Source organism: Lactococcus sp. KTH0-1S (assembly GCF_052544945.1).
In genome coordinates this window covers 1,240,225-1,261,956 of record NZ_CP195165.1, presented here as the reverse complement: position 1 = coordinate 1,261,956, position 21,732 = coordinate 1,240,225, and the positions used below count along the sequence as shown (strand labels likewise).

General features: G+C 33.8%; 18 protein-coding genes, 2 riboswitches and 1 other annotated feature (1 of these 21 only partly in view). Of the genes, 17 read left to right on the top strand and 1 reads right to left on the bottom strand.

Annotation, left to right across the window (positions count from 1 at the left end):
* Positions 1 to 99 (top strand) — a sequence feature (ribosomal protein L10 leader region); it begins 27 nt to the left of the window's first position.
* A gap of 25 nt (positions 100 to 124) precedes the next feature.
* Both rplJ and rplL read left to right on the top strand, forming a co-directional pair.
* A complete protein-coding gene (gene rplJ, locus ACRYLU_RS06185; RefSeq protein WP_003130213.1) occupies positions 125 to 640 on the top strand; it encodes a 50S ribosomal protein L10 in 516 nt (171 codons plus the stop codon).
* Between the two features lie 69 nt (positions 641 to 709).
* Positions 710 to 1,075, top strand: a complete 366-nt coding sequence (gene rplL, locus ACRYLU_RS06180) for a 50S ribosomal protein L7/L12 (protein WP_003130214.1) — start codon at positions 710 to 712, stop codon at positions 1,073 to 1,075.
* 112 nt (positions 1,076 to 1,187) lie between these two features.
* Here the strand turns inward: rplL and ACRYLU_RS06175 are convergent, their stop codons facing one another.
* The gene (locus ACRYLU_RS06175) at positions 1,188 to 1,865 is read right to left on the bottom strand and encodes a hypothetical protein (protein ID WP_230315047.1); all 678 of its coding nucleotides are present in this window, start codon (positions 1,863 to 1,865) and stop codon (positions 1,188 to 1,190) included.
* Between the two features lie 525 nt (positions 1,866 to 2,390).
* Between ACRYLU_RS06175 and wecB the strand changes: the two genes are divergently transcribed.
* The 15 genes from wecB (at position 2,391) to ACRYLU_RS06100 (ending at position 21,670) form a co-directional block, all read left to right on the top strand.
* Positions 2,391 to 3,479 carry a non-hydrolyzing UDP-N-acetylglucosamine 2-epimerase gene (wecB, locus tag ACRYLU_RS06170; protein WP_260310344.1) on the top strand — a complete coding sequence of 363 codons (1,089 nt, stop codon included), beginning with the start codon at positions 2,391 to 2,393 and terminating at the stop codon, positions 3,477 to 3,479.
* On the top strand, positions 3,469 to 5,943 hold the full coding sequence (locus ACRYLU_RS06165) for a glycosyltransferase family protein (protein ID WP_445080767.1): 2,475 nt from the start codon (positions 3,469 to 3,471) through the stop codon (positions 5,941 to 5,943). The genes wecB and ACRYLU_RS06165 overlap by 11 nt, the downstream gene beginning before the upstream one ends.
* A 101-nt stretch (positions 5,944 to 6,044) precedes the next feature.
* Positions 6,045 to 6,147, top strand: a riboswitch (TPP riboswitch).
* A gap of 80 nt (positions 6,148 to 6,227) precedes the next feature.
* Complete coding sequence (gene thiM / locus ACRYLU_RS06160; protein ID WP_038600829.1) at positions 6,228 to 6,980, top strand: hydroxyethylthiazole kinase; 753 nt, start codon at positions 6,228 to 6,230, stop codon at positions 6,978 to 6,980.
* Between the two features lie 13 nt (positions 6,981 to 6,993).
* Complete coding sequence (thiD, locus tag ACRYLU_RS06155) at positions 6,994 to 7,797, top strand: bifunctional hydroxymethylpyrimidine kinase/phosphomethylpyrimidine kinase (RefSeq protein WP_260310341.1); 804 nt, start codon at positions 6,994 to 6,996, stop codon at positions 7,795 to 7,797.
* Positions 7,787 to 8,443, top strand: coding sequence for a thiamine phosphate synthase (gene thiE, locus ACRYLU_RS06150; protein WP_311867163.1), 657 nt, complete (start codon positions 7,787 to 7,789; stop codon positions 8,441 to 8,443). The genes thiD and thiE overlap by 11 nt, the downstream gene beginning before the upstream one ends.
* A gap of 180 nt (positions 8,444 to 8,623) precedes the next feature.
* Positions 8,624 to 8,755: a teichoic acid D-Ala incorporation-associated protein DltX gene (gene dltX, locus ACRYLU_RS06145; RefSeq protein ID WP_003130223.1), complete on the top strand. Its 132-nt coding sequence runs from the start codon at positions 8,624 to 8,626 to the stop codon at positions 8,753 to 8,755.
* Between the two features lie 24 nt (positions 8,756 to 8,779).
* A complete protein-coding gene (dltA, locus tag ACRYLU_RS06140) occupies positions 8,780 to 10,279 on the top strand; it encodes a D-alanine--poly(phosphoribitol) ligase subunit DltA (protein WP_058205708.1) in 1,500 nt (499 codons plus the stop codon).
* Positions 10,279 to 11,502: a D-alanyl-lipoteichoic acid biosynthesis protein DltB gene (gene dltB / locus ACRYLU_RS06135; RefSeq protein WP_038600841.1), complete on the top strand. Its 1,224-nt coding sequence runs from the start codon at positions 10,279 to 10,281 to the stop codon at positions 11,500 to 11,502. The genes dltA and dltB overlap by 1 nt, the downstream gene beginning before the upstream one ends.
* A 42-nt stretch (positions 11,503 to 11,544) precedes the next feature.
* Positions 11,545 to 11,784: a D-alanine--poly(phosphoribitol) ligase subunit DltC gene (gene dltC, locus ACRYLU_RS06130; protein ID WP_003130226.1), complete on the top strand. Its 240-nt coding sequence runs from the start codon at positions 11,545 to 11,547 to the stop codon at positions 11,782 to 11,784.
* Entirely contained in the window at positions 11,774 to 13,060 is a 1,287-nt protein-coding gene (gene dltD / locus ACRYLU_RS06125; RefSeq protein ID WP_260310339.1) for a D-alanyl-lipoteichoic acid biosynthesis protein DltD, read from the top strand. The genes dltC and dltD overlap by 11 nt, the downstream gene beginning before the upstream one ends.
* A gap of 61 nt (positions 13,061 to 13,121) precedes the next feature.
* Positions 13,122 to 13,283, top strand: a riboswitch (M-box (ykoK) riboswitch).
* A 257-nt stretch (positions 13,284 to 13,540) separates the two neighbouring features.
* Positions 13,541 to 16,273 (top strand): magnesium-translocating P-type ATPase, encoded by a 2,733-nt coding sequence (mgtA, locus tag ACRYLU_RS06120; RefSeq protein WP_195927455.1) that lies wholly within the window; start codon positions 13,541 to 13,543, stop codon positions 16,271 to 16,273.
* 93 nt (positions 16,274 to 16,366) lie between these two features.
* Complete coding sequence (locus ACRYLU_RS06115; protein ID WP_058205705.1) at positions 16,367 to 17,020, top strand: metal-dependent transcriptional regulator; 654 nt, start codon at positions 16,367 to 16,369, stop codon at positions 17,018 to 17,020.
* Positions 17,021 to 17,174: 154 nt separating this feature from the next.
* A complete protein-coding gene (metE, locus tag ACRYLU_RS06110; RefSeq protein ID WP_445080766.1) occupies positions 17,175 to 19,436 on the top strand; it encodes a 5-methyltetrahydropteroyltriglutamate--homocysteine S-methyltransferase in 2,262 nt (753 codons plus the stop codon).
* Position 19,437: 1 nt separating this feature from the next.
* Positions 19,438 to 20,289 carry a methylenetetrahydrofolate reductase [NAD(P)H] gene (gene metF / locus ACRYLU_RS06105; RefSeq protein WP_260310337.1) on the top strand — a complete coding sequence of 284 codons (852 nt, stop codon included), beginning with the start codon at positions 19,438 to 19,440 and terminating at the stop codon, positions 20,287 to 20,289.
* A 358-nt stretch (positions 20,290 to 20,647) separates the two neighbouring features.
* Complete coding sequence (locus ACRYLU_RS06100) at positions 20,648 to 21,670, top strand: 3-deoxy-7-phosphoheptulonate synthase (protein WP_104141885.1); 1,023 nt, start codon at positions 20,648 to 20,650, stop codon at positions 21,668 to 21,670.
* Positions 21,671 to 21,732: the final 62 nt, after the last annotated feature.

The window sequence follows — 21,732 nt, the reverse complement described above, 5'->3', positions numbered from 1 at the left end:
GTAGGGGACGAAAGTCATAAACTTCCTACCGAGGACAAATATCAAAATGATAATTGAACTCTCTATGTCTTTTGTGTGTAGAGATTTTTTATTTCTACAACCAAAATAAAATGGAGGTAAAAAAATGAGCGATTACAAAGTAAATGAAGCAACAATTGCTAAGAAAGCAGAATTGGTTGATGTTTACGCACAAAAAATGACTGAAGCAGCATCTATCGTTGTTGCAGATTCACGTGGTTTGTCAGTTGATCAAGATACTCAACTTCGTAAACAACTTCGTGAAGCAGGCGTTGAATTCAAAGTCGTTAAAAACTCAGTTTTGCGTCGTGCAGCTGAAAAAGCTGGTCTTGAAGGTTTGTCAGAAGCATTCTCTGGCCCATCAGCAGTAGCATTTTCTAACGAAGATGTTGTAGCACCAGCAAAAGTTTTGGCTGACTTTGCAAAAGATGCTGAAAATCTTGAAATCAAAGCTGGTGTTATCGAAGGTAAAGTTTCTTCTAAAGAAGAAATCCAAGCTATTGCGTCTCTTCCAAGCCGCGATGGACTTCTTTCTATGCTTCTTTCAGTGCTTCAAGCACCTGTCCGCAACGTGGCTCTTGCAGTCAAAGCTGTTGCAGAAAAAGAAGAATCAGCTGCTTAATTATAAGCAACATTACTTATATCGGCGGATTTACGCAACAAACTAAAAAATTAATAGGAGAATATTAAAATGGCATTGAACATTGAAAACATCGTTGCTGAACTTGAAAACGCAACAATCCTTGAACTTTCTGAACTTGTAAAAGCAATCGAAGAAAAATTTGACGTAACAGCAGCAGCTCCAGTTGCAGCAGCAGCAGGTGCTGGTGATGCAGCAGCAGCTAAAGATTCATTCGACGTTGAATTGACATCAGCTGGCGACAAAAAAGTTGCAGTAATCAAAGAAGTACGTGGAATCACTGGTCTTGGACTTAAAGAAGCTAAAGAACTCGTTGATGGTGCACCAACAATGATCAAAGAAGGTCTTTCTGAATCAGAAGCTAACGAAGTTAAAGAAAAACTTGAAGCAGCTGGTGCTTCAATCACACTTAAATAAGAATTTTATTCTTGTTTGAAAAGAAAATCGAATATTATCGATTTTCTATTAAAAATACTACCAAGTCTTTTCTTGGTAGTATTTTTTTTTGCTATCTATGAGTCTCAAATTTTCAAAATACTTCTTCAAATAGAGCAATAAGTTTTACTGGCCCAATACCAGCAGGAATAATCGTATAGGGTTCAAAAATTGTTTGTTCAGTGGAATCGATGATGCTTGTCCAGCCGGCAAAGTCGTAGCCACGCAACTCGGGTTTTAGATAGGGAATCAAATTTTTTTCAACTGTTCGTACATCTGAGGGGTGGGTCCAGGAGAGTTCGACCTTGTTTATTGTACGAGAAGAATAGCGAACTTCGTATTCTAAAGGAGTCCACTGGGCATATATATCATATTCTTTACCAACATTTTGAAGATAATCACCTGCAGTCCAAAGGAAATCGGGGCTTATTCCTGTTTTGTGCAAGGCAGAATTTTCACCAGCGTAGAGTGCAGCTTGCTCGCGGGAGATATTATGCGGGATCACATAATGACTATCGCGAACAATTTTCCAACCTTCAAAGTGGTAACCTGGTAAGGTGAGTGAAAAATTAGCAATTTCATGTTCTGTTTGACTAGTGTCTGAATTGATTGTCAATCCGACTTGTCGCTTATTATCGAAAATAGGCTGATAATCTTGTCTATTTTCAAACTCGACAAATGGATTAGTGCCACTATTTTTAATAAAGTTTTTCATTTTATCAGTGATGTTGAAATAATAGTTAAAAGTTGTTGATTGCTTGTTTGTATTCATAGGAGACTCCTTTCTCATCATTAAAAAATTAAAAAGTAAACCATGATATATAACTATAATCTTATTTTATAATATTTTTATTATAATCGATAATGATTTGTGTATCTTTAAAGTGAAGAGCTCATTGTTAATTTTTTTTGAGATTAAAGAATATCTTGTATTTTCAGACTTAAAAATAAATCAAAACTCACAAAATTTCAATTGAATATATTTTAAAGAAAGAGAATTTATCTCTTTTTTTTTTGACAATGACTGTCTACAAAAGATGAATTAAGTACTAATAAAAATTTTTTGTCAGATATAATCAATAAATGTCAGCAAATAATTACAAAATTTATTTGATTTTGGTATTTTTATAATAGGTTAGTATGCTAATAGTTTCTAAATTAATCTTATTTCATACAATATATTTGCTCTTGAGTCTAATATTTATTAGAATATAAATGAAGTAGTATATAATGTACATTTAATGGATATATTACATATAGGTAATAAAATTAATAATAATATATGAGTGAGGTGGAGATGAAAAAATTACTATTTATTTTTGGAACTAGACCAGAATTTATTAAAGTTTATCCGGTAATTCAAGAAGCGAAAAGACAAGGGAATCCAATTGTTCTGGTTAACACAGGGCAGCACAAAGAAATGCTCAATGAACTTTTAGATGAATTTTCTGTGGAAGTTGATTACGATTTAAAAATCATGGAAAAATATTCTGGTTTATCAGAAATTGTGGCAGGATCAATTAGCGGTCTTGACCCAATTATTAAAAAGGAACAACCAGATGTTATCTTAGTTCATGGTGATACTGCAGCTACTTTGGCTGGAAGTTTGGTTGCTTATTTTAATCAGATAAAGTTGGCACATATTGAAGCAGGTTTGCGAACTTACAATAAATTTTCACCATTTCCTGAAGAAATGAATCGTCAAATTGTTGGTTTGATGGCTGATTATCATTTTACACCAACAAAAATGACGAAAGAAAATCTTTTAAAAGAAGGTAAGCCAAAAAATCAGATTTTTGTAGTTGGGAACAGTGCTATAGATATGTTTCAGTATACTTTAAAGGGTGATTATACGAATGAAGCTTTATCATGGCAAGCCGACAAGAAAATGATTTTAGTGACAGCTCACCGTCGTGAAAATTTGAGTGATTTAGAAGAAATTTTTGAGGGAATTGCAGAGATTGCTGATGAATTTAAAGAAACACATAAAATCATTTATCCAATTCATATGAATCCAATCATTCGTGAAAAAGCGCAAAAATTACTGCAACATAGTAATATTAAAATCATTGACCCGCTGGATACAATTAACTTTCATAATGTGATGCGTCATGCCGAGTTGATTTTAACTGACTCTGGTGGAATTCAAGAAGAAGCGGCTTTCTTAGGAATTCCAGTGCTTGTTTTACGTGATACAACTGAAAGACCCGAAGGTATACTGGCTTGTACTTTAAAACTTGTGGGGACTTCAAAAGAAAATATTGTTAATGAGACTCGGACTTTACTGACAGACAAGACTAAATATGAAAGGATGTCAGGGAGTAAGAATCCTTATGGTGATGGTACGACTTCCTTACAGATTATTAATATCCTAAATGAAAAATAAAAAAATTAATCTAAAGTCTTTCCAGTCTGTTTGTCTCATTTTTATCTTTCTTTTTAATTTTGAGTTCATTTTTCGCTTATCAAATTTTACATCTAGAGAAAAATTCTATACCATTCTATTTTTTGTGGCTCCATTGATGCTTAGCTCATTTTTTATCATTATGGATAGCGAAAAAATTCCGAATTCAGTCAGAAATTTGAGTATTCTCGGTGTCTTTGGTTTCCTGATGTATGGTTCCAATCGCTTAATCGTTTCCTTAACTTACCTCATAGGTGGGGAACATGCTGTTCCGCAGTTATTTTCCTTCCGATTTTTGATTGCTTTCTTCATTTTACTTTGTTGTGCTTTAGCTTATTATGTTTCAACAAAGAAGAGGTTAATTTATAAATTAGCAACATTGATTGCTTCTTTGTGGTTTCTTACATTGCCAATTATAACGATTCAATTCATTATTAAATTCTTGGTTGAACATCAGGGGTTTGATTTCTCGATTGTCAGTAATATGGATATCAGGTATCTTATCGTACCATTTATGCCAATCATGTATTTGAGTTTTTGTAAATTTAGTGGGATTGATGCCAAACAATTAGGAAAGAATATCAAATACACGGTTTATGTGCTCTTAGTTGTCTACATCGTTGCATTAATCGTTTATTCAGGAACTCAAGTAAATATTACCTTTAATTTTGCTCAAGAAGGTTTCTTTAATAGTATTGAGCTTAATTATAATGTCTTTTTGGCTCACTGGATAGAAGGATTGACTGTATTTTCTCAATTCGTCCTACCAATTATTGCTTTTGCTTTAGTTATTGGATATAAGGGAGAAAAATCAAAGAAAAAGATACTGTCATTAAAACCAATTTATGTATTAATACTGGTTGTTCTGGGAGTTTATGCTTATCTTTTCCTTCTTAATCCACCGACTAATTTTATTCATTTTAATAACAAAATCTTCAATAGTTATTTTGCACTACAAATTTTTGAAGTTGTTGTGATTATGCTTTTGACAATCTATACAGGTTTGAAAAAATTTATCAGACCAAGAACCAAGATATTGCTATATATTGGTTCAAGCTTGCCTTTCCTCTATTTATATATTGTAAGATATCATTATTGGAAACAAAGTTATTTGGTTTTTGATATTTTTGACCGTATCAATTATATTTTCTTTATTTTTTCAGTTTTCGTATTTCTTTACTATACGGTAGAAGTCGTTATTTTATGGTATTCATACAATAAAAGACAAAAGATAACGGCATTAGATTTCAAAGATGAGAAAATAAAAAAACAATTTCATATTTATGTTTTGATTCCGTGTTTGAATGAAGAATCGGTTATTCAAACGACTTTGAAAAGTATTTTGAAAAATAATTATGAGAATTTGGTAGTGACTGTTATTGATGATGCAAGTGATGATCGGACCTTAGAAAAAATTTCTGAAATTCAAGATTCTCGATTGAATGTTCTAAGACGTATTAAACCTAATGCGCAAAAAGGAAAAGGGACGGCTTTGAATTGGGCTTATTATCAAATTAGTGAGCAAATTCAAGAAGCTGGAATTGCTCCGGAGGATGTTCTTATTGCGATAATTGATGCCGATACAAAACTTGATAACAATTATTTTGAAAAAGTAAATATGGCTTTCAATCATGATGCTAAGCTTACTGGTTTACAATCCAAGGTTCGTGTTGCCAATTTGCTTAAAGATGCTTCACAAGACTTGGAATTTTCTGAAATTATCAATGCGACACAGATGTTTCGGACTTTGACCAATACAGTTGCTTTTGGTGGAAATGGGCAGTTCTGTAAATTAAGTACTCTTCAGGCATTGAATGAAGAGCCTTGGACAGATTCACTTGTTGAAGATTTTGATTTATCAACTCGTCTCTTTCTGTCAGATATTGAAGTTAAAAATGCTCAATTCGATGATATTTACATTGAACAAACAGGGATTATCAATGATAATGAGGCTTTGGTTAAACAACGAGTGCGGTGGGCACAGGGAAATATTCAATCTTCAAAATATATTTTGCCGACGATTCGGTCAAAAAAATTGCAGAATAAACAGAAGTTTGAATTATTGATGACCCTACTGAAACCTTGGCTAATGGGAATTGAATATATCATTGTAATTTATACACTGATTATGATTGTTAATTCTGCTATCCTATCAGGGATTACTCAATCACTTAAAATTGTTGTTGTGCTTTTTATCGTGATGTCAATTTATATTATCTTTGTGAATTTTGTATGGGCTATTCTTTATAACAAAGGAAAATCTCAAGAAAAAACAAGGGTGTGGGATCTAGTGAAAGATACGGTTAATCTGACGAAATTTCTACTTATTTTAACTCAAATTTATCCGCAGTCAGCCATTCGATATTTCAACTCTAAAAATGATTGGGTAAAAACTAATCGTCAAGAAGAAAGTGTTGACCCTCATATTGATGAGCATAAAAAATAAGAAAAACCTGCCTTTTGGGCTAGGTTTTTTCTTTTGTAGATTTGCGAAATTAGTTTTTTTAGTTTAAATATGTTAGAGTAGTTGTAGTTTTAAAAATAAATCTATCACACAATGGGTACTGGTAAAAACTAAAATTACCGGTTGAGAAAGACCATCAGACTTGAACAGGTTAAGACCTGCGTAAGAATGTGTCCGAGTTTTAATTGTATTTTCTTTATGAAAATCTTTTAGCTTACTTTCTTATCATACTAGAGCCCTCCTTGTGTCTATAAAGGAGTTTTTTGATGCCAATTTTAGAAAAGATTCAAGAAAAACAACCACTTATCTTAAATTTAGCGAATTTTGTAACTCCACAAAGAGTTGCAGATGCGATTAGTTTTGCTGGTGGTTCACCATTAATGACTGCAGAAATTTCAGAAAGTGAAACTTTAGTTGAAATTGCAGATGCTGTAGTGGTTAATATTGGTACCATTTCAGAAAAGGATTATCCGCTTTTTCTGACTATTTGTCAGTTAGCAAATCAAAAGCACAAACCCTTAATTTTGGACCCAGTTGCTGTCAATGTCCCTTTTAGAGCAAATTTTGTCAAAAGATTAATGCAAGAGGTGAAATTTGATATCATTCGTGGGAATTCAGCAGAAATTGCTTGGTTTGCTGATAAAGAGAGCTTGAACAAAGGAATTGATGCACTTGAGTCAAATTTAGGAGTTGAGCACGCGCGAGTTGCTGCTCAAAAAACAGGTGCAGTCATTGTTCAAACTGGAAAAGTTGATGTTATTTCTAATGGGTTTGAGGAATTATTTGTTGAAACTGATAGTCCATTTTTCAAAATTAATGTTGGCTGTGGGGATATGTTGTCAGCAATTGTTGGAACTTTTGCGGCCGTATCTGATGATTTATTTAAGGCCGCTCATGAAGCGACAGAATTCTTCGGTGAATCTGGTGTGAAAGCTACTGAGCAAGTAGAAAATCTACCAGGAAATTTTGTGAATCGTCTTCTTGATAAAATTTATCAAGCGACGCAAGAGGTTATGTAAGGGAGAAAAAGAAATGATTGATGTTTCTCAAGTTGTGACAATCGCTGGAATTGATTCTTCTGGTGGGGCTGGTATAAATGCCGACCTGAAAACTTTTCATAATCAAAAAGTATATTCGGCAACGATTGTGACAGGGTTGACAGCGCAAAATACCTATGGGGTACAAGAAATTTTACCGACAAATAAGGCTTTTATTTTGGCTCAATTTGACTCAGTATTTTCTGATTTGGAAATTTCGGCAGCTAAAACGGGGGCACTTTTTGATACTGCTCAAGTTGAAGCGGTAATTCAAGGCTTGAAAAAATATAAACCGAAGCATTTGCTGGTTGATCCGGTAATGGTGGCTAAAGGCGGGGCAATTCTTTTGACAAGAGAAGCCATTGATTTGATAAAAAATGAATTGTTACCTTTAGCAGAATTGGTCACTCCCAATTTGGAAGAGGCAGAGGTTATGTGTGGCTATAAAATTACTGACGAAAAGGAAATTTTAAAAGCCCTTCATGATATTCAAAAGTTAGGTGCTAAAAATGTGCTGATTAAAGGGGGACATGGTAATGGAGAACTGGTCAGAGATTATTTATTGATGACAGATGGTTCTGTCAGTACTTATGACTCTAAAAGATTACTGACAGAAAGGACACACGGAACCGGAGATACACTTTCTTCTTATATTACAGCTCATTTAGCTTTAGGAGATGATTTAAAAGAAGTGATGCCAAAAGCTAAATTATTTATTACTGAAGCTATTTCACAAACAATTAATGTTGGTCACGGTCATGGACCGTTGAACCATTGGGTGACAATTAATGAAAAATAAAATTTTAGACCTGAGAGCGTATTTTATTGCTGGCCCACAAGATTTTCCAAAACTTTCAATTGATGATTCAGTCAATAAAATTTCTGTAATCATAAAAAGTGGAGTAACGGTTTATCAATTTCGTGATAAGGGAACAATTTATAAAAATAAAAATCAACGATTAGAAGTAGCGAAAAGACTACAAGAAGTAGCTCAGAAAGCGGTTGTTTCTTTTATTGTGAATGATGATGTTGAATTGGCATGCGAATTGTCAGCTGACGGGATTCATGTCGGGCAAGACGATGATTCTGTCAGTAAAATTCGTGAGCTGATTGGCCAAGAAATGTGGGTAGGACTTTCTGTCAGTAATGACATGGAATTAGAAAGGGCACAAAAGAGTGGGGCTGACTATTTGGGAATTGGTCCAATTTATCCAACGAATAGCAAGTCCGACGCAGCAGAACCAATTGGGATTAACCATTTAAGAAAAATGCTTGAGCATAATCAATTACCCACTGTTGGAATTGGTGGAATTACTCAAAGTTTACTGACAGAATTATCAGAAACTAAACTTGGTGGTGTTGCAGTAATTTCTTTGTTGACAGAGGCCGAAAACCCTGAAAAAGTGGTTAAAATTATTAAGCAAAAAATTATGCAAAAAGACTGACGTACCCTTAAAAATACACAAATAAAAAATGAACCCGTTTTCTTTTCTAAACAAAGTTTAAACTTACAGAAATGTAAGTTTTTTTTGTTCAATTAATGTTATAATCAGAGTCGTAAATGATATGAGATTAACTGAGCATTCTAAAAATCTCTTATTATTTTATATTTAAAAGGAGTTCCAATGGACAAGAAAAAAGAAATTCGTCTATTTTTGGCTAAAACAGTATTTTACTTTATAATTATTTTAATTCTGCTCTATCTTTATTCCTACAGTCATACTGGCGGAGCGCACTTTATCTATAACGAATTTTAGAGAGAATTATCAAAGGAGTTAATTATGAAATTATTAGAACAAATTTTTGAAATTGCAAAAAATGAACCAGACCTTATCGTACTTGCCGAGCGTGAGCAGAAATTTACTTACCGTCAATTATTTACCGCGGTTTCACATATTTCAGAACAAATCAATGAACGTAATTTGAATCAGCGTCCAATCTTGATTTTCGGTAAAAACGATTTTATCACTTTAGCAGCCATGCTTGCGACAAATTTAACTGGTCACGCTTATATTCCTGTTGATGCTCACACACCATTTGAGCGGACAGAAATGATTAAATCAGCGGCAAAACCAGCGGCGGTACTCACAACAGTTGAGCTGTCAGCAGATTTTGAAGCACTTTTTACTGACAGAATTTCTCTTGAACTTACTGACCAGATTTTGACTGACAAACTTCCAGCACTTGATTTTTCTAAAGCAGTTTCTGGAGATGACAGCAATTATATTATTTATACTTCTGGAACAACAGGAGTACCAAAAGGTGTTGAAGTCAGTCATGATAATCTTGTGACTTTCACCAATTGGATGAACAATGATTTTATGAAAATTGAAAATAATCAGATCTTGTCACAAGCCCTTTACAGCTTTGATTTATCAATTTTCAGTTTGTACCCAAGTCTTACAACTGGCGGAACATTAATTTCACTCTCACGTGATGAAACAACCAACTTCAAATTACTTTTTGAACGTTTGAACAAAACGGTCATTAATACTTGGATTTCAACACCATCATTTGTTGATATTTGCTTATTGGACCCTTCGTTCACTGAGAAAGAACACCCTCAATTAGTTCAATTTATTTTCTGCGGTGAAGAATTAACAAAGAAAACAGCAGAAAAATTACTGACAGCTTTTCCGTCAGCAAATATATACAATACCTATGGTCCAACAGAAGCGACTGGAGCTATTTCGTCAGTAAAAATCACGAAAGAATTACTGACAGAAAATGACCGTGTCCCAATTGGTTTTGCCAAACCAGGTGTTGACTTAAAAATTATGGATAAGGAAATCATCATTGTTGGTGATTCGGTAGCCAAAGGTTACTTTGAAAATCCAGAAAAAACTGAGCAAGCCTTTTTCACAGTGGACGGAAAACCCGCTTATCATACAGGAGATGCCGGTTCAATTGCCACTGACGGAATGCTTCGTTACCAAGGGCGAATTGATTTTCAAGTTAAATTTAACGGATTCCGTATTGAACTTCAAGATATTGAAGCCAATATTCAGAACTTAAGAGAGATTGAAAAAGCGGTAGTCTTACCGAAAACGAATGACCAGCATAAAGTCACCGCATTAATCGCTTATTTAGAAACAGAAAAAACATTTGAAGACCGTGCAGCCGAACGCGCCTTCACAAAAGAACTCAAAGCTGAACTTTCAAAAACAATTATGGATTACATGATGCCAACTAAGTTTGTTTATCTTAAAAAGTTCCCATTGAATCAAAATGGCAAAGTTGACCGTAAGGCACTCGCCCAAAAAGAGCGAGGTGACAACTAGTGCAACCCTATTCCACACCCTTTTACTTCGTGATTTTAGGACTTGCTTTAATTCCTATCGTTATTGCCCAGCTTCTGGGCAAAAAGCTCATGTGGTATCAAGTCCTATTGACCATCGCTTTTCTTTGGCTGACATTTTCGGGAACAGTGACAATTTGGGCATTAATCGGCTTCGGAGTCTTCCAGACTATCATTGTAAAATTCTATGAGTGGTATCGAGTAAAACAAAATAAGAATCAGAGTTTTGTTTTCTACCTCATCGTTCTGCTCTCTATTTTGCCATTAGTGATTGTCAAAGTGCATCCTCTGTTCAATCCAGGACCTGGACCAGGTTCAATTCTTGGATTCTTAGGAATCTCTTACATCAGTTTTAAGACAGTAGCCATGATTATGGAAATACGAGACGGACTTATTAAAGCCGTTCCTCTTAAAGAATTTCTATATTTCCTCTATTTTTATCCAACGATTTCATCAGGACCAATTGACCGCTTCCGACGTTTTGTTAAAGAACTAAAAGCGCCAGTTGTCACTGAAAAATACCTTGATTTATTAAATAAAGGAGTCTTTAGAATTTTCCAAGGTTTCCTTTATAAATTTATCATCGGATACTTGATTGACCAATATTGGCTACATGGTATTGCAATCTCTGCAACGATACACCCAAGCTTTTTGAATGTTTCATCATCAATGTATGCTTACGGACTCTATCTATTCTTTGATTTTGCTGGCTACTCGCTCTTTGCCATTGGTGTCAGCAATTTAATGGGATATGACCTCCCACATAACTTTAACAAACCCTTCTTAGCAAAAAATATTCATGATTTTTGGCAAAGATGGCACATGACCTTGAGTTTTTGGTTCCGTGACTTTGTATTCATGAGATTAGTGAAAACATTCATGGTTAAAAAATGGTCTAAAAATATGGTAACCATCTCAAATATTGGTTACCTCGCAAATATGTTACTCATGGGATTCTGGCATGGTTTAACTTGGTATTACATCCTTTATGGTTTCTACCACGCCATGTTAATGATTGGGTATGACGCATGGAAACGTCTGAAGAAACGTAAAAACTGGAAAATTCCAGATAATAAATGGACAAGTGCCATAAGTATTTTCATTACATTTAATCTAGTATTTATCAGTTTCCTTATTTTCTCAGGAATACCAAATCACATCATTATGCACTGCATAGATCCACATTTCCCACTTCCTAACTTCTAAAAGGCGTTAGGCATATCATAAAAAAACATTAGGAGAAACAAAATGAAAGAACAAATTTTTGATATTATCGAAACCGTATCAGGCACAGACGAATTCCGTGAAGACTTAGACATGGATTTATTTGAAGAAGGAATTCTTGATTCAATGAGAGCCATCATGCTCATTGTTGAATTAGAAGGCGCTTTTGATATCAGTCTTCCACCATCAGAAATGGACCGTGAAGATTGGAATACAGCAAATAAAATAGCAGCACGCGTTCAGGAAAAAAAGGATGAAAATTAAAATTTTTAGAGCCATTGGCCCATTAATAGCAGCTTTAGCCCTTGTTGGCTTACTGATATTTCTTCCAATAAATGTTGGTATGAAATACTCAAAAGACCAACTTGTTAAATTTGCTCAATCACCACTAAATACTCCAAGCTTTACAGGCTATTCAATTAAAAAACAAGCCTATTCAGACCCCGAGTTTTTACCAGTGCTTGGTTCATCAGAAATGGAACATGTGGATTCTTTTCACCCAAGTGCCTATTTCAAAAAATACAATTCTGGTTTTACGCCATTCTTAGTAGGACAACCAGGAACAACTACTTTAACCCACTTTTTCTATATGAACTCTGTGGCAAATGAGTTAAAAAATCGTAAAATTGTTTTTGTCATTAGTCCACAATGGTTTTCAAAACAAGGAATTGTTGAAAGTGAATTGAAAAACTTTGTATCCAAAGGTGAGATTTACGGTTGGTTAAAAGAAGTAGACCCTAAAGCAGATACAACCACTCAACTTGCAAAACATTTATTAAGATTTAGATCGCTTAAATCTGAAGAGACGATTTATAATTCTCTTGAACGTTTAGCAGATAAAAAACCATTGACCACTCTACAAAAAATGACTGTGGCGACCAATCTTCAATTTTGGCGAAAAGAAGATTTACTCTTCTCAAGTGTTTCACAATTCACAGCACAACCTCTTGGACTTACACCAAAAATTAATAAGTTTGCTAAAGAATTACCCAATGATCCAACCTCTGAAAACTTAGAAAAATTGGCGATTGACCAAGGAAAAGATAGTTCAAATAACAATCCTTTCCAAATCAATAACCAAGTTTGGGATAAGAAAATAAAATCTAAATACAAACATCTTGAAAATTTCAAAAAACATGTTTCTTATTTAGAAAGTCCAGAGTATCAGGATTTCCAACAGCTCTTAAATGTGTTTGCCAAAAATAATAATGATGTTTTATTTGTTATTCAACCAGTAAATGGGTCATGGTCATCTTACACTGGAGTATCAAAAGCAACACTCGAAAATTTCAGCTCTAAAATTAAAACACAATTGCGTAGTCAAGGCTTTTATCAAATTGCTGACTTAACAGATATGTATAATACGCCTTATGCCTCTGGTGATACTGTCCACTTTGGTACTAAAGGTTGGCTAGCTACAGACAAAGCGATTGAAAAATTCATGAAGACACCAAGTAAGGTCAACTATCATATTGATAATTCGTTATTTTTATCAAAAGATTGGGCAATGAATGGTGCAACAGAGTCTATAGTAAATTAAAAATAAAAAAGATTGACAAAAAAGAATATGTCAGTTATAATAATAAAGGTTATGTCAATGACATAATCGTCGGTAGGTGAGGCTACCGCAAGGGATACGGGTTGCTGCCGCAGAGTCGTGGAGACACGATGAGAGGGCTAACAGTTCACGTCGACAAACAAGGCGTGAAATAGTGCAACAACATTGCCCTGCGGAGCTAAAGCTTGAACGATAGCTTGTAACTGATTCACTCTATAGTAGTGGTATCTTTTTTGGAATTATTCCCTTGCCTACGTTTAAGTTTTGTAGGCAAGGTTTTTTTATATTTAAAAAGGAGGTGAAAACGGAAATGGAATCCCAGACCATTAATAGTCCCGAGCCTGATAGGCCGAAGATAATTAACGTGATAAGAGCAGTTTTCCGTTTTTATCACCTTCTTTAAAGCGCCTAAAGTTTGGGACTGTACACACAAAAATATTATAGAATATGAGGTACAGACCAATGAAAAAAATTAGAAAAACACTCGAAAATACAAAAAGAGCCACAACATTTGTAGATAACAACGAAATAAAAGCAAGATTAGAATTTGCAAAAAAGTCTACAAAAGAAGAGCTATTTCAAAAATTTAAAACATCAAATAAAGGATTAAGTGAAGAACAAGTAGAAATCTCTCGTGAACAATATGGAAATAATACGATTACGCGTGGTAAAAAAACTTCACTCATAAAACGGCTTTATCAAGCGTTTATCAATCCTTTTACCGTTATATTATTTGTTTTAGCATTAGTTTCAGCTTTTACAGATATTATCTTAGCAGCCCCTGGTGAGAAAAATCCACAAGGACTCATTATCATTACTACAATGGTTTTAATCTCAGGAATTCTGCGTTTCGTTCAAGAGACTAGAAGTGGAAATGCTGCTGAGAATCTCTTAAAAATGATTACGACGACGACAAACGTTCATAGATTAGAATCAGGAAGTCAAGAGATTCCTATTGAAGAAGTTCTCGTAGGCGATATTATCCATCTATCAGCTGGAGACATGGTTCCAGCAGACCTTAGGATTATTCAAGCAAAAGATTTATTTATCAGCCAAGCCTCTTTAACTGGTGAAAGCGAACCAGTAGAAAAATTAGATTTAGCTACTGATGAAAAAGATGATTCAATCACAGAGTCAGTAAACTTAGCCTTCATGGGTTCAAATGTCATTTCTGGTAGTGCTTATGGAATTGTAATTGCAACTGGAGATGCGACCATTTTTGGTGAAATGGCAAAAAGTGTAACCGAAGACTCAACTCAAACAACTTTTGAAAAAGGCGTTAACTCAGTTTCATGGGTCCTCATTCGCTTTATGTTAGTTATGGTTCCATTTGTCTTATTGATCAATGGTTTCACTAAAGGTGATTGGATGGAAGCCGCACTATTTGCTTTAGCAGTTGCTGTTGGTTTAACACCAGAAATGTTACCAATGATTGTGACAACTTGCCTAGCAAAAGGTGCAGTCACAATGTCAAAAGAAAAAACAATCATCAAGAACCTAAATTCTATTCAAAATCTAGGTTCAATGAATATTCTCTGCACTGATAAAACTGGAACATTAACACAAGATAAAGTAGTATTAATGCGTCATTTAGATATTCATGGGCAAGAAAATATTCGAGTATTAAGACATGGATTTTTGAATAGTTACTACCAAACTGGTTTAAAGAATTTAATGGATTTGGCAATTATCGAAGGAGCCGAAGCCAAGCAAGATAAAAATCCTGAACTGGGTGGTCTAAGTAGTAAATATACAAAAGTTGATGAAATTCCTTTTGATTTTGAAAGACGGCGGATGAGTGTCGTAGTAAAAAGCAATACTAATGGAGCGACTTCAAAAACGCAAATGATTACTAAAGGTGCAGCTGAAGAAATGTTAGACATCTGTACTTTAGTCGAAGATAAGGGAAATGTTGTTCCTGTAACTCCTGAACTCAGAGCATACATTCTGAAAAAAGTTGATGAACTTAACGAAGAAGGAATGCGCGTGATTTTAGTCGCTCAAAAAACAAATCCTTCACCAGTAGATACATTCTCGGTTCAAGATGAATCTGAAATGGTGTTAATGGGTTATCTTGCCTTTCTTGATCCACCCAAAGAATCTACAGCAAAAGCAATCAAAGCACTTAATAAATATGGTGTTTCAGTTAAAATCTTGACTGGTGATAACGATAAAGTTACTCGTTCAGTTTGCAAACAAGTAGGACTTCCAGTTGATAAAACTATTTTAGGTTCTGATATCGACCAATTAGATGATAATGAATTGGCAATGGTTGCTAAGGAAGCTTCTGTTTTTGCAAAGTTATCACCTCAACAAAAAGCTAGAATAGTAACAACACTTAGAAATTCAGGCAATAGTGTCGGCTATATGGGAGATGGTATTAATGACGCAGCAGCAATGAAATCATCTGACGTTGGAATTTCAGTAGATAGTGCTGTAGATATTGCCAAAGAGTCAGCTGATGTTATTTTGTTAGAAAAAGATTTAATGGTTCTTGAAAAAGGAATTATTGAAGGAAGAAAAACCTATGCTAACATGATTAAGTATATCAAAATGACAGCAAGTTCTAACTTTGGTAATATGTTCTCGGTTCTAATCGCTAGTGCATTTTTACCATTTATCCCAATGCTATCTATTCATATTCTCTTACTTAATTTAATTTATGATTTCTCTTGTACCGCTATTCCTTGGGATAATGTCGATGAAGAATATTTGGTTGTTCCAAGAAAATGGGATGCAAGTTCTGTAAGTAAATTCATGTTATGGATTGGCCCAACAAGTTCCGTATTCGATATTACAACTTATCTTCTAATGTTCTTTGTGATTTGTCCAGCGACATTTGGACCATTTAGCTCTCTTGTTCCTGGAAGTGCAGCATATATTGGATTTATTGCGCTCTTCCATACTGGCTGGTTTGTTGAATCAATGTGGACTCAAACCTTGGTTATCCATATGATTCGGACTCCTAAAATTCCATTTTTACAAAGTCGTGCTTCGGCTCCACTAACAATCTTAACTTTCATGGGAATCATTGGACTCACAATCATTCCATTCACAAGCTTTGGAGAATCAATTGGTTTAATGGCTTTACCAATTAACTTTTTTCCATGGCTATTTTTAACAGTAGTGATGTATATGATTCTTGTTACCATATTTAAAAAAATATTTGTTGCAAAATACGGTGAATTACTTTAAATAAAAAATAAAAGTGGTGATAATTTATCCCACTTTTATTTTACTTTGGTATAGTCTATGCTATAATTAAATCAAGAAAAGTAAGGTAAAAAAATGAAAACATCAAAAAATGAACAAGACTATCTAAAGGCTATATATAGCCTGAAAAATGAAGACAATGGATCTGTTAGTATCAATGCCATTGCCCAAAAATTATCAGTATCATCTCCAAGCGCTACTGAAATGATTAAACGGTTAGCTAAAAAAGAACTTGTTATTCATAAACCTTATTATGGGGTATCACTTACAGACTTAGGAAATCACGAAGCACGATTTATTTTAAAAAGTCATCGAGTTTGGGAAACTTTTCTTTTTGAGAAGGTTGGATACACAATGGAGGAAGTGCACGATGAAGCCGAAAATTTAGAACATGCTTCATCGCCTAGATTGATAGAATCTCTATATGTCTTAATGGGCTATCCAGCAACTGACCCTCACGGCTCAGAAATTCCTACAGAATCATTTTGGCTGAAAAATGAAGTGGAACTGACTCTTGATGAGACACAAGTTGAGCAAACCTACCATGTTACTGCAATAGAAGAAGAAGGAAAAAACTTTTTCAAAAAATTAGAAATTTCTCTTCCACATCTTATTAAAGTAATCGATATATTAGAAGATAAATCAATAATTATTAAAGAAGATAGAGAAAGTTCAATTGTTATCCCACCATTTTTACAGGATAAAATTCACTTAATGCAAAGAAGATAATGAAATGCAAAAAGTCCAAGAAATTTACTTGGACTTTTTATTATTTTCTGATTGACCTATAGTTTTAAACTATAGGTCATCATATTAAAAATGTATTATTAAAGTTTTATTAAATTTGATAAGATAGACCTATTAAAAATTGGAGACTATGACTATGAAAAAATCAATTATTGCTTTCCCACGTATCGGTTCAAACCGTGAATTAAAATTTGCTCTTGAAAAATATTTTCGTAAAGAAATTACAGAAGAAGAATTACAAACAGTGGCTAAAGAAATTCGTTTGGAAAATTGGAAAAGTCAAAAAGAGGCTGGAATTGACACACCTATTTCCAATGACTTTTCTTTCTATGACCAAACCTTAGATCTATCAATTGCTCTTGGTGCAATTCCAGAGTCTTATAAAAATTTAGAATTAAATGAACTAGATACTTTATTTGCATTAGCGCGTGGTTTCCAAGATGAGCAAAATGACGTAAAAGCAAGACCAATGAAAAAATGGTTTAATACAAACTATCATTATTTAGTTCCAGAAATTAACAAAGATACGTTTATTAAAGCAAATTTTTCAAAATTATTAAATGAATATAAGGAAGCAAAATCTGCTGGATTTGAAACCAGACCAACAATTATTGGCCCATATACCTTTTTAGTTTTAGCAGATTACAAGTCAGGAGCCACGAAAGATACAGTATTATCTGATGTTATTGTAGCTTTTCAAAAACTACTAAAAGAACTTAATCAACTAGGAGTAGAATGGTTACAGATTGAAGAACCAGCACTTGTTTTAGACCAAACTGAAGAAGAAAAAAATTTATTTGTGACAATTTATGAAGAACTACTTAAGAGTAAAAACAACCTTAAGATACTTCTTCAAACATATTTTGGAGATGTTCGTGATAGCTATAAAGAAATAGTAAAGCTTGATTTTGATGGTATTGGTCTTGATTTTATAGAAGGAAGAGATTCTTTAGCTCTTATTCAAAAATATGGTTTTCCCAAAGAGAAAATACTTTTTGCAGGACTAGTAAATGGAAAGAATATTTGGCGTAATAATTATCAAAAGACACTTGAGCTGCTGGCCTCTTTAGATGATGTAGCAGATATCGTAATTAACACAAGCTGCTCTTTACAACACGTTCCAGTAACAGTTAAAAATGAAACTAAATTATCAAAAGAAATTCTTAAACACTTTTCATTTGCCACAGAAAAATTAAATGAAATTGATGAAATTTCCGATATTTATTTTAATAAAAACACTTCTTTTTTGAAGAAGAATATCGAACTTTTTGAAAATGAAAGAGTTCGTGAAAATTCTCTACTTAAGCAAAAACTTGATCATTTAACAGAAAAAGACTTCACTAGGCAACCGTCACTAGTCGAAAGACGAGTAAGTCAATCTCAATCGCTTAATTTACCGCTTTTACCAACCACAACCATCGGTTCATTTCCTCAAACGGCGGAGGTGAGAAAAGTTCGGCTACAAAATAAGCGAGGAGAATTAAGCCAAGCAGATTATGATGCATTCTTAGAAGAAAAAATAAAAGAATGTCTTAAACTCCAAGAAGATATTGGATTAGACGTTTTAGTCCATGGTGAATTTGAACGAAATGACATGGTAGAGTATTTTGGAGAAAAGTTAGAAGGTTATGTTTTTACTCAAAAAGCATGGGTTCAATCTTACGGGACACGTTGTGTAAAACCTCCAATCGTGTGGGCTGATGTCACTAGACCAGAAGCTATGACCGTCCGTTGGTCAGCCTATGCTCAATCTCAAACATCTAAACCAGTAAAAGGAATGCTGACAGGTCCTGTAACGATTCTAAATTGGTCTTTTCCGCGAGAAGATATTTCGTTAAAAGCAAGTACTTTACAATTGGCATTAGCTGTTCAAGAAGAAGTTCTTGACTTGGAGAAAGCTGGCATTAAGATTATTCAAATTGATGAGGCAGCATTGAGAGAAAAGTTACCTCTGCGCAAAAGTGATTGGTATAAAGAATATCTAGATTGGGCAATTCCTGCCTTTCGTTTAGTTCACTCTAAAGTAAAACCGGAAACACAAATTCATACGCATATGTGTTATTCTGAATTTGAAGATATTATTTCATCCATTGACGCAATGGATGCTGATGTAATTTCTTTTGAAGCAAGTAGAAGTGAGCTATCAATTATCGATGCATTAAAAGCTCACCATTTTCAAACTTTGGTTGGTCCTGGAGTTTATGATATTCATTCTCCAAGAATACCTAGCGTAAAAGAAATACAAAATCAATTAAAAAAAATATTGGGAAAATTACCAATTGAACAAGTTTGGGTAAATCCTGATTGTGGTCTTAAAACACGTGGTAATTCCGAAACCATTCCAAGTTTAAGACACTTAGTTGAGGCAACAAAGGAGTCAAGAAAGGAAAAGGTTTAATATGACAAGTAATTCCAAAATTCTTTCTTTTGAAGTTTTTCCACCTACAACTCAAATTGGAAGTAGCAACTTGGTAAAGACATTGGATAGCCTAAGAACTCTTTCGCCAGATTTTATCAGTGTAACTTGTAGTAACAATAATTATGATAATATTGGAGATACAACTATAAAGTTTGCTGATTATGTAAACAATACACTAGATATTCCAGCAGTTGCTCATTTACCTGCCGCATATTTAGATAAAGCTCAAGTGATCGAAATTTTGAAACGGTTAAAAGATAAACAAATCAAAAAAATTCTTGCTTTAAGAGGTGATATCAGCGATGAATCTAGGAAAGAAGATTTTAGATTTGCAAGTGATTTAGTTAAGTTCATCAAAGATTATGATGATAGTTTTGAAGTTTTGGGTGCTTGCTATCCCGATATTCATCCCGAATCAGAAAATCGAGTGAGTGATTTTCATTATTTGAAAGAAAAAGTAGATGCTGGTTGTGACAGATTAATCACGCAACTATTTTTTGATAATGATAGTTTTTATGATTTTCAAGAACGTTGCGCAATTGCTGAGATAAATACTCCAATATTCGCTGGAATAATGCCAGTAATCAATCGAAATCAAATTCTTCGTCTATTAAAAAATTGTAATACACCATTACCAGCAAAATTTATTAGAATACTCGAAAAATATGAACATAACCCTATCGCTTTAAGGGATGCTGGAATTGCTTTTGCCATCGACCAAATTGTTGATTTAGTAACAGAGGATGTTGCTGGAATTCACCTCTATACGATGAATAATGCAAATACAGCACACTCCATTCATTCATCAATTTCCTCTTTATTCACCATTTAATACATAATAAAAATTATGTAAAAAAATTTTAAAATAAAATTAAGAAAAAATAGATAAATAATTGACAAATCAAAAAATTTTAATTATACTAACTAGTAATATTAAATATCGAGGTTCCAAAATGATTAACAACTTTAAAAAATTTTATTTTTTCTTTATGAATGATCCACATTAGTTTTTTGGCTAATAAAATGTGGGTCCTCTTTGATGTTCGTTAATCATCTAGGGGATAAAGAAGACGTCCCTTGGGACGTCTTTTTTTATTATAAAGGAGGCACATAAAAAGTAAAAAAAAAATTTATTGCAGTAAAATATTATTAGGTATTTTTACAAAAAAACTATAGAAAAAAGGTAAAAGATGACTTTTAAAGAACTCAGTAACAAAATTAACATTAAAGATGTAAAAGAGCTAAATCATTTAAATGATGAGCAACGAGAAAAGAAAGAAAAACGTGACAAGGAACTTGAAGCGATAATTAAGGGTGAAGACGATAGAGTCCTCTTAGTCATCGGTCCCTGCTCGTCAGATAATGAAGCTGCAGTTTTAGAATATGCTCACAGATTGTCAAAACTTCAAAAAGAAGTAGAAGATAAAATTTTTATTGTGATGCGTGTTTACACTGCAAAACCACGGACTAACGGAGATGGCTATAAAGGTCTCATTCATGAACCTGATGCAGATGGACACACAGATCTTATCAATGGGATAAAAATGGTTCGCGACCTTCACTATAAAGTAATTACTGAAACTGGTCTGACTACGGCTGATGAGATGCTATACCCAGAAAATCTACCATTAGTTGATGACTTAGTAAGTTACTATGCGGTTGGCGCACGCTCAGTTGAAAATCAACAACATCGCTTTGTTGCCTCAGGAATAGATGCCCCAACAGGAATGAAAAACCCGACATCAGGGAATTTAAAAGTTATGTTTAATGGAATGTATGCAGCCCAACAATCTCAAGATTTTCTATTTGGGAATGCTGAAGTAGAAACATCAGGAAATCCATTAGCTCATGCCATCCTTCGTGGTGGACAAGATGAAAATGGTAAAAACCATCCAAATTACTATACAGATAATCTTCTTGAAAGTATTGAAATATACGAAAAAATGGGCTTAAAAAATCCGTTTATTGTTATTGACACTAATCATGATAACTCTGGGAAGAAGTATATGGAACAAATAAGAATTGTTCGTCAAACATTAGTCAATCGTAATTGGGATGAACAAATTCATAAATACGTCAGAGGATTTATGATTGAATCATATCTTGAAGACGGTCGTCAAGACAAACCAGAAGTATTTGGAAAATCAATCACTGACCCATGTTTGGGTTGGGATAAAACAGAAGAACTTATTAATGAAATTTATAATTCGTGATTGTAAAATGATAAGGGATGAGTGAGAAACTTAATAGAATATTTTCATATTCTGTTCAGATA